6 protein-coding genes are annotated in these 9,768 nt (G+C 58.0%); all 6 read right to left on the bottom strand.

Going from position 1 to position 9,768, the window contains the following annotated elements; all coding sequences use genetic code 11:
• Positions 1–283: 283 nt before the first annotated feature.
• On the bottom strand, positions 284–1,363 hold the full coding sequence (locus tag ACXAH0_RS24325; protein WP_475195741.1) for a siderophore-interacting protein: 1,080 nt from the start codon (positions 1,361–1,363) through the stop codon (positions 284–286).
• Positions 1,360–2,652: an MFS transporter gene (locus ACXAH0_RS24320; protein ID WP_475195738.1), complete on the bottom strand. Its 1,293-nt coding sequence runs from the start codon at positions 2,650–2,652 to the stop codon at positions 1,360–1,362. Before ACXAH0_RS24320 ends, ACXAH0_RS24325 begins: the two co-directional genes overlap by 4 nt.
• A gap of 88 nt (positions 2,653–2,740) precedes the next feature.
• Positions 2,741–4,912 (bottom strand): TonB-dependent receptor, encoded by a 2,172-nt coding sequence (locus tag ACXAH0_RS24315; protein ID WP_475195737.1) that lies wholly within the window; start codon positions 4,910–4,912, stop codon positions 2,741–2,743.
• A 188-nt stretch (positions 4,913–5,100) separates the two neighbouring features.
• The gene (locus tag ACXAH0_RS24310) at positions 5,101–6,885 is read right to left on the bottom strand and encodes an IucA/IucC family protein (protein ID WP_475179930.1); all 1,785 of its coding nucleotides are present in this window, start codon (positions 6,883–6,885) and stop codon (positions 5,101–5,103) included.
• Complete coding sequence (locus ACXAH0_RS24305; protein WP_475195735.1) at positions 6,882–7,937, bottom strand: GNAT family N-acetyltransferase; 1,056 nt, start codon at positions 7,935–7,937, stop codon at positions 6,882–6,884. Before ACXAH0_RS24305 ends, ACXAH0_RS24310 begins: the two co-directional genes overlap by 4 nt.
• Positions 7,934–9,742 carry an IucA/IucC family protein gene (locus ACXAH0_RS24300; protein WP_475195732.1) on the bottom strand — a complete coding sequence of 603 codons (1,809 nt, stop codon included), beginning with the start codon at positions 9,740–9,742 and terminating at the stop codon, positions 7,934–7,936. Before ACXAH0_RS24300 ends, ACXAH0_RS24305 begins: the two co-directional genes overlap by 4 nt.
• Positions 9,743–9,768: the final 26 nt, after the last annotated feature.

Here is a 9,768-nt window from a genome sequence, read left to right as displayed (position 1 = left end):
CGCCGCTTTCTTCGCTTACTCATTAAGGGCCCTTAAATGTCCATTTAATTAAGCGGACACTTAACGCACCAAATCGAAAAGCGGCAGGTCGGGTTCAACGGACGCTCACGACATAGGTAACAGTTTGTACCGGAGACATGGGTTACAACCTCGTGCCGAACGGGTTGTCGATTGTCTGTAGTGTTCTCTGCTGTCGATCCCGCTGCCCCCAGTGCTGGCCATTTGGAGTGGCCTGCACTTGCTCATTCTGTCCCAATGAGCCGAAAAAATCATAAGACAAGCTTTAAGCGGTGCCTTTGGCATCGCCCGAGCGGCCGCGTTTCCAATAGGAAATCGCGTATTGCCGCCCTTTACCGAGCCCAAACTCCTGCTTGAAGACTTTTCGCAGTGACTGGGCATTGTCGTACTCACCGGCAAACCAGCAAAAATCCGGCGAGCAGGCTTCAGCGAACGCTTTCAAACTGCCTTCGACCCTTTCGGAGAAGTCCTTCGAACCCAGACATGTAATTGGCAACGTGGTTTCTGGAAGATAGGCTAGGCTCGCCTTCGGCAGCGCGGTGACCACGTGGCCGGTGCAGGTCTTGGGAAGGGTCGCAAGAAGGTGTGCAAGGGCCGGCAGCGCGGTCTCGTCGGCGGCCAGCAAGACGGATTGGCACTCTTGCGGCACTCTTTCGCCGCCACCCGGGCCCATGAGGCCAATGCTGTCGCCAGCGACCGCTCTTTCGGCCCAATCGGCGATCATCCCGCCCTGGTGGCGAACGATGTCGATATCGACTTCGGTCAGGTCTGCCCGAACGTCTTTCAGTGTGTAGTAGCGCACGTGAAGCTCGTCTACGCCCTTCGGCCAAAGCGTCGCTCCGTTCGAGGCGACATGAGGCCATTGCGGTGCACGCGTGGCATCCGATGGCAGCATAAGCTTGACGTGAATGCCGTCCTTCTGGAGTGAGGTTGCGGTTTTGCAGGCAAAGGTCAGGCGCAACATGCCGGGGAAGATCTCGCTCTTTCCGGACAAGTGCAACAGGTGAAAGTTCGGCGGCCTGATATCGTCGTTTGCGCCTTCACTTTGAAGATCGTCGCTCCAGCGGATCGATGCGGCTGCTTCCGGTGTGAGTTCCTCCAGATGCCGCACCACGCCCTCCTTGAAAACGAAGAGCTTGTTGGGGCTGGGCGCCGAAACGGCGAAGGTCAGTGTTTGAGGCGCCTGGGAAACAAGGATCTGACTGTCCTCATCAATCGGGATCAGGACACTGCCATCGCCCTGATCAATGTGGTTCAGATCGTGGCTCTTGAGGTGTTCCAAAAGTGCGCCGAGAACAGATGCAGGATCAGCAACGACAACAGTCGTTTGGGCTTCGAGGCTCATGACGCGGCCTCGTTCTGGGCGGCACTCTGGCGAAGCGATTTCCCTGACCTGCCCGGTAGAAGCTTGATTGTCGCCAGTACCGCGAGGCCCGACAGCACGGCGGCCAGCACGAAGAGACCGTCATATCCGAAGTGGTCCGCGATCATGCCGGACGTCATGGAGCCGATGAGATAGACAATCAGCTGAGCGCAGGCCAGCAGGGTGAAATCGGTGCCCGGCTGCGACCTGGAGGCGACACTCATGAAGAGCGAGTACAGGATGACGATTTCCATGTAGCGAATGAAGGTCTGGAATGCCGCTGCCGACATCACCGTCCAAAGGGGCTCGTAGATCCCCAGCGCGTGCAGGGCGAAGGCGGTAAAGCAGATGGTGCGCAGAAGGCCAAGAATGATCAGCGACCTGTTGGCTCCCTGCCACTTGATCAGGCCGACGGCGATGACCGACCCGATGATGCCAGCTGTGGCTGCCGAGCCTCCGGACAGGTAGCCGATCCAGGAAAGAGACAGGCCGACGTCGATGAGATAGGGGCCTTCCATCGCCTTGACCAGGCCTTCGCTTGCCCGAAAGACTAGCGCGATGACAAAGATCTGAACCGCTTCCGGACGCATGAAAAACGCGCGCAGCGATGGCTTTGAAATCGTATTTCCTTCAGCCCTGGATGGCTGAGGTTCTACCGCTCGTTCTCGCATCAGAGGCGTGACGAGCAGGGGCAACAGAGACAAGGCGGCGACAAAGAGAAGTGTCGGTGTCCATCCATAGGTCTCGAAGAGAATAAGGGACAGGGTGCCACCGATCACGACGCCGAGGGCGACGGCACCGCCTTGAAAGGCGTTGCCGATGCCTCTGTCCTTCTCCGAAAGACTGTTGGTCGCGTAGCCATCAGTCGCAATGTCCTGCGCCGACATGGCCAGTGCCATCGTTAGACAAACCACAAAGAGACCAGTGACATTCGTTGGCTCGATGAACGCCAGGACCGCGATGCCAGAGGCCGTGACCAGTTGCATCGGAACGATCCAGCCTCGCCGGTGTCCGATCTTGAGAAACCTGAAGCGGTCGATGAACGGAGCCCAGAGGAACTTGAGCACCAGCGGCAACATGAGCAGGGAGAAAAAACCGATGGCGCTGCGGGAAACACCGGCCTCCCGCAGGACCGGGGGAAGGGCTGCCGCAATCAGATAGGTGGGAATGCCTTGCGCCAGATAGAGCCCACCAAGCGTTGCAAACAAACGGTATCGTTCAGCGTTTCCGGTGGGCGCGGTTCCCTTGAGCTTTGCTCTGGACAGACGCATGGCTGGCTCATTTTCAAAACTGTCGAGGGCATGCCCTCGGAAAGGGAAAAACCGCAAGCGCCAAGCGCCTGCGGTCAACGTTGGAGACTTAAAACTTGACCTGGTAAGACAGGGCGATTGTCCGGCCGAGACCTGCCACATTGATGCCGCGCGTGGCCGTGGCGGTCGGGTTGATGTAGTCGGTATCAAGAATGTTGCGGACGCCAAGCGAGAGCTTGCCGTTGTGCTCGAAGGTCTTCGCAACGGCGGCGTTCAGAAGGACAGCCCCATCGATCTTGTTGTCAATGTCGCGAGACCTGCCGGAGAAGAACTCGACTTCGGCGCGGGCAGTGATGTCATGCTCGAAACTCATGGTGCTGTACAAAAGGCCCTTGAACGTCGTCGGAATGCGGTTGTTGGGCAGATAGCTGTCGAATTTACCGTCATCATTCGTGTCGTATTGACCTTCCGAATAGGCCAGCACGCTGCCGACGGTCATCCAGTCCAGGACATTTGCCTCTCCGTTAAACTCGACGCCCCAGAGACGCTCTTTCTGCTGGGAGACGCTGTTTGAGGAAACGTCAAAGGTCGTGCCCTTGTCGGATGTCGAGAAATAGGCACTCAGGTTCGCGCGGAATCTATCCCAATCACCGCGCAGGCCGATCTCGTAGGTGTTCACAAGCTGAGGCTCGGGAGAGATGTCGGCAAAGCTCGTGGTGCCAGTACCGGTACAGACACCGGCAACGCCGGAGATCGAGCAGAGTTCAGCTGTTGTGTTCGCGCCTGCGCGGCGTGTAAACGCGCCAACGTCCGCCAAAGCATAGCCTTGAGAGAAGTTGCCGTAGGCTTGCATTTCCTCGGTGACGTCAAACACGCCGCCGATGTTGAAGGTCCACTGATTGTAGCTGAAGTCGCCGCCGGTCACATCGACCGCGCCAATGGTCGCGACGGGCAGGCCTAGGCTCGACAGAAGGTTGGTCTGTGACTCCGGGCGGGTGAAATCGTCGACGCTTAGGAAGAACTGGTCGAACCTGGCACCTGCCTGCAGGCGGAAACGATCGACGACCGGAATTTCAGCCTGTGCAAAGCCGGCGATCTGGTTTTGTGTCATGGGTGCGATGACATCTGCGCCACCGATGGTCTCCTGCGTCGTCTGATCGAAGGTATAATCGACGCCCCAGGTGACGTTGGAGCCTTCCGTCAGGAAATCCAGAGCGCTGTTGACGGAGGCCGTCGCGCCGAAGCGGTCGCCGTAAAGGACCGTCTGATTGTCCGATGTATAGACAAAGGTGTTCACGCTCGAGAGCTCCGTCATGAGCGACTGCTTCTCGATGTGATTGTAGAACGCCTTGATTTCCAGATTGCCCAGAGAAAAGTCTGCATCCGTGTAGCGGGCGGTGAAATACTGGGAGTTCTCTTCCAGCGGCTCGCCGTCATAGGGATTGGAGTAGTCGGGCACAGCGGTGCCGCTGGAGTAGTCCGTGTACCAGTCAGGATCCTGGCGGGCGTAGCTGAGATCGGCACTCACCTCGAAACGCTTGGCGTCTGTCTCATAGCCGATGACGCCGAAAGCTTCGCCTTCGCCGATGCGGTCTGCACCGCCCTGTCCGAGCATGCCGTCTGATGCGAGCTCGTTGCCGTCTCCATCATAGGTGCGTCTGCTGAAGTCACCGGAGAGCGATAAGAAATAGTCGAATTTGCCGTTACGCCCCTCGGCGGAGACATTTGCGTTGGGGGCAATCGATTCCGGCAGGTTTGCGGTGAAGGCGGTTGCGCCGACGGTTGCGGTGACGTTGACGCCATCTTCGACGCCGCGCTTGGTAATGATGTTGATCGTGCCGCCCGTCGCGCCCGCGCCGTAGAGACTTGAGGCGCCATTGACGACCTCGATACGGGCTATGTTGTCCATGTTGATCAGGGACAGGATGCGCGAGTTATTCCGGAGAGGGGTGTTGCGCGGAACACCGTCAACCATGATCAGGACGCTGCGGCCGCGGAAGCTCTCGGACGCGCCCGATATGGTCTGATTGCTCGGCGCGTAGCCGGGCACCAGCCTAGACACAAGATCGGATGTGTCTGTAGCGAGGATCTTCGTTTCCTCGATCTGCTCTTCAGAAATGATCTCAACCGACTGTGCGACAGTCCCGAGGGCCCCTTCGCTACGGTTTGCCGTCACAACAATCTGATCAAGCAAGACGGTCTCGCCGGAGTTGTCCTGAGCGTGTGCCGGCAGCGTGCACAATGCCGTGCTCGCCCACAGAATGTAGGATCTGATTTTCATGGATGCCCACCCAATAAGGTTTTATTTTCAGGGAATTGGGTGGCTCGATAGCGGCTGCAGTCTGGCTTCCCGTTAAATCTACATCAATCATACATGAATAATTTATTCAAGTTTATGCACTGTAAATTGTACGGATTGATTGTGTTGTTGCAGATCGGACACATTGGAAAACACCAGATAGAACTGTCTCAGCAATTGCCTTCTGCAAAGCGAACCAGCGGGTTCCGCAAATCCGTCCCAAGCGCGGGAAGAGGCCGTTCGGCCGCGTCGCCATAGCCAATTTCAAACCGGACCTTGTTGATACAAACGCGCGGCAGGCTTGGATGAAACAGCTCGAAGGTTTTGAAGCGTTCCGCCAGCTCGGGATGCTCGGACATGTATGTCTTCAGCGTCCTGGACAGGAGGCCGTAGAAATCGCCCTCGGTGATTGCGTCCGCCGTGGCCAGCCGCGCTGAGAAGAAGCGCAAGACGGTGACGAAATGGGCCGTCTGAATATCATGTACGATGTACTCGGGCGGCTTGTTCGGCAGGATTGAGCGGATCTCGTCAGGCAAGCCAGAATGCTCGGCAAAGGTCTGATTGACGATATCCACATCGCCCTGAAGATCCTTGATCGCGAGGCCGACGGGCCGATGATCTTCAAGGACGACGGTGATGTTCTGACCATGGGCAATGAAGCCGACACCATATTTTGCCAGAAAGTGATAGAGCGGAACGACGGTGGTCCGGAAGAGCTCGGTGAGCCACTCCGAGATAGGCATCCCGGCGCGGTTGGCATGATGGACAGCAAGTGGAACTCCATCTCCTGCCACGTGGAGCAGCGCGGCGTAGAGGCAGGCATCCTGTTTCGTTGAGATCCGGCTATTGGCGTTCTCGCGCCAGATCGCGCCGAGCGTCTCCAGATGCTGATAGGGCGCGTTCGGCACCTGGTCATAGATCGGGTGGCGATACCAGATGCCGCGTTGTTCCCTAAGGATCGTGACGTTGGCGGCGAGGAGCTCATCGCCGGCGACCAGACCTTCGAGCCAGTCCGAGATGGCGCTGCCGAGCGCGATATACTGTCCAGGAATGCCACGCCATGCGGAGGTGTTCAGGATCATGAGGGCAAGTTTGATGTCAGGCGATCCGGGGCGGTCGATGCATGTCAGCGTTCTGAGGCTTGGACCCGCAACATAGCGGCCTCCGAAGGCGCCGAGGAAGACGAGCCGTCTTTCCATCAGCTCGCCAACATAGACCTGTTGTAGCACATGATCCCATTGCCAGGGATGTGCCGGGATTAAAGTATGTGTGGCGAGCGAAAGCCCTTGGTCTTCAAAGACTCCGAACAGTCTCTGCTCTTCTTCGTCGCCAAGGCATTGGCTTAGGAATGCACGCTCGTCGACGCTGGAACTGTCTCCAATTCGACATTGAGTGCGGTCGGCGGCAAGCCAGACGATTTCAAAGTCCTGCTGATGCTCGGGAGAAAAGCTGCGGACGTCATCCATTCCCCAACCGAGACGGCCTTTGTTCGCGACGGCCTTGGGGTGCCCCTCCAAAAAAGCGTGCCTCACATGCGAGGGAGCGTTGACCAGATCTTCGCCTCGCACTCGTTGGTTTTTCTCCAGAAGAACAAGGTCCTGCCTGAGCGTGTTCGAAAGTTCGCGCAGGAATGTCGCCTCGGTGTCTGGTTTCATGTCCAATTCCGCGCGGGCGTCAACGACGAATTGCAGCGGAGACGGGAAGGCCTCTGCTTCGGGCTTTCGCTGAATGCTCTCAGGATGCACCAGAAGATTGTCCCAAGCTCCGAGCTTCGCTGCGAAGCTGTAGACGGCATCTGATTGCAGTTTCAGAACAAAGCGCTCAGCGCCTTGGGCTTCGGGGGCGATCACCTCTTCATAGCTCAGCTCGTTCAGAAGTTTGGCCAGGCTTTCACGGCAAACGGTTTCCCAGCCTGAAACCGTTTCGATCGCCTGAGGTGCTACAACGACGTTCACAGGCGAACCTCATTGAAAAAGCGATCGCGGCGGCAGCGCATAAGGGCTGAACGCTTGTGCGGGAAATCGAATTCCTTGACCTTTTCATATGCAAGCGCATCAGCGTAGGTGAGAAGTTTGGCGTTATCGACGCGTGGCTCTCCCATGATGTTTTCGGTCATCGGGCAGTCGAGGAAAAGATAGTGGGCAAGGCCGCGCAACCAGGCACCTGTCTTGACCCTTCCAAGGTGCCGGCGCTCGCCAATAAGTCCATGCCAGCCCCGGTCCCATGGACCGCTGTCATAGAAGGGGCCGAGCCGGTCTTCGCGCACCCAATAGGTTTCGAAATACCCGGCATCCTCACCGTTGAAAGCCCCAATCAACGGGTAGGTGTGCGGCTTTGCGATGAGTTGTTCCAGGTAGGCGCGCAGCTCGTCCTTGGGGAGGGCTAGTTCCCAGAAAAAAGCGACCCGCCCGTCGTTCATCCAGCGATGAAACAGATCAAGATCCTTGTCGATGTCGACGGTGCGGAATGACACGGTCAACTCAGCCACCGGATCAAAGCGCTGGTACACGAGGCCATCTGGATGGGGCGCACGCAGGGGATGGTCGCGCCCGTCAGGGCCATCGACAAGTCCAGCGCGAGTCCGGTTGACTTGGGGATGTCCGATCCACATCTGTGGCACCTGATAGAACCCGGATCGCGAGACGACCAGATCAGAACCATCGCGATAAACAAATGGCAGACTGCGCAGCGGGAAGCTCGTTTCCTCGAGGTTCAGCACCAGCCTGTCAAGCGCCTCATTTGCAGCGAAAGAGCACTCCAGAGCGACCAGCACGGCGGCGATGGTCACCTCCTGGTCGAGGGCCTGTTTCCAGGTGAACGAAAGGTGCAGCTCTGCATCGCCTTGCAGTTCTGCCGATGCAATGGCTTCGCCATCGAGGAACAGTTCCGCTTGGGTGTCCGAGACCAGACGCGCCAGGATTGGTAATGCGCTAGCAAGGTTCGGACGCACAAGGCTTGGAAGAAAGGTATTGTCAGCGTCCTTTTGGACGGATGCGTGAATGTTCATGTGGTTGCCTCCGGATAGGACAAGGGATTTGGAATTTCGAGGAAACTGGCGAGTTGCCCACTGGCGTCGCCGGAGGCTTCGTTCACGCCGCTGAGGCTGGTGCGATAATTGCCCTTGCTGCAGAGGGTGGGCGCTTCGAAAAGCATGTCGTAGAACGTGGTGTCCGCATCACACGTCGCCCGCAATGCGATGAGTTTTTCGCGCAAGATCGCGTAGGCCGCGCTTTCTGCCAGCAGCCCGTCAATCGCCAGCATCGAGACAACGTTCATGAGGTTGTTGACGATCACGTAGTAGCAAAGCAGCCCGTCGCCGAGAGCGGGAGGAGCGACGTTCTCGCTGTATCGCCCAATGTCGGGAACATGACGTTCGAGGGTATCGTGATGTGTGGTCAGATGTCCTGTCCCCTGGCAGTCGCGCACCCAGACCGCGGACGGCGAGCCATCCTTCAACGAGATCATCATGTTCTGCTGATGAGAGCCGAACAGGAGGCCATGCCGGGAGCGGACCCTTGCAAGTGGAGCGACTGCAACGTCAACGAACGCGGCCAGCCATTCGCCTGCACTGGCCGCAAGATCCTTACCAGTCTCTTCGGCGCGTCTTTCAATCAGCGCGCCGAGTGGAGAGCGCTCATCGAGCCGTTCCTCACAAATGCTTGCCAGCATGACTGGGCCGTTTGATGCCGGGTCGCGGAAGGGGTTATCGCGAAAGATCACGAAGCTTTCTTCAAGCGCGCCACCATCTTGCGCCTTGAGCGCGGCGTAGGCCGGCTCACGCAGAATGTGAAGGTTGGGTTCCTGTTGAGAGATGTCAGCGCCGATCGGACTGTCGAGAAGGCGGCACATCTGGATCCCGCGTTCGACCTCTTTGCGCGACAGCACCCGCTTGGAGTTGGTGAGGCGCATGCTGAGCGAGAATTTCAGCATGGACGGTGCGTGATAGGCATGAACGCCGCGCATGGAGGCTGTTGCTGCGAACGGCTGACCTGTGCTGCCGACCGGGATCATTTTCCCTTGGGCAACCCAGTCGATCACTCGCTGGTCGGCCAACAGTCTCGACGCTTGCCAGGGATGCCACGGCACCGGGACAAAGCCGTCCGGGATTTCGACCTTCAGTCTTTTCGGCAGTGTTTCGTCCGCCTGGGCAAGATCACGGCAGTAGTCTTCGGCAGAGTGCTTGCCGGCGTCTTTCAGAACGAGGATCGAACGCTCCGCGAGGACCCAAAAGAGTGGGAACTTGCCCCCAAGCTCGGGGCTGTAGAGAGCTGAGCTGGTGTCGTCGACCTCGTCTTTACTGCGCGGGTTCGGATGTGTCGGATGTCCGGACATAAGCGCTTGTTCGGCGTCCTGGAACGACCAAAGATCGGCGGGCTTGTTGTTTCGGCAAGACGCATAGGCACGCTCAACGCCCAGCCGGCTGTCCAGGATCCGCTGCAAGAGCTTGAGTTGAAATGTGGGATCACCGGGGCTTGCCTGGGGATCGAGGACAAGAAGTGTCAGTGCTTCGGCGAGGGCGATTTCACGAGGCTTTGTTTTTTTGTCCCAGCGCAGGAAGGGTAGCGAGATCTTCTGTCTGAAGCGACCTGCGTACGGCACCTCAATGAGCAGTGCTTCATCGCTTTTGACGAGCGGCAGCTTGGCATAGGTGCCTGACATGCCAAGCTGTTCAGCTTTCTCTTGCGAGATTAGAGACCAGCCATCCCATTCGCGCAAGAGCGCGTTCAAAAAGGCCGTGGCTGTTGCATGGTCGGCCTTGCGTGCTGCGGTTTGTACGGCGTCGGCAAAGCCATCGGCGGACATCTCGTTCATGATGATCTGGTCCTGTTGCGAAGGGC

Source organism: Roseibium sp. AWQ4_290 (assembly GCF_056160985.1).
The sequence above is the reverse complement of the archived record's forward strand: the minus strand, read 5'-3'. Positions and strand labels throughout refer to the sequence as shown.

Bases quoted from the DNA above. Each gene is read 5' to 3' on its own strand.
- ACXAH0_RS24325 (WP_475195741.1), bottom strand. From the start codon at position 1,363: ATGAGCCTCGAAGCCCAAACGACTGTTGTCGTTGCTGATCCTGCATCT.
- ACXAH0_RS24320 (WP_475195738.1), bottom strand. From the start codon at position 2,652: ATGCGTCTGTCCAGAGCAAAGCTCAAGGGAACCGCGCCCACCGGAAAC.
- ACXAH0_RS24315 (WP_475195737.1), bottom strand. From the start codon at position 4,912: ATGAAAATCAGATCCTACATTCTGTGGGCGAGCACGGCATTGTGCACG.
- ACXAH0_RS24305 (WP_475195735.1), bottom strand. From the start codon at position 7,937: ATGAACATTCACGCATCCGTCCAAAAGGACGCTGACAATACCTTTCTT.
- ACXAH0_RS24300 (WP_475195732.1), bottom strand. From the start codon at position 9,742: ATGAACGAGATGTCCGCCGATGGCTTTGCCGACGCCGTACAAACCGCA.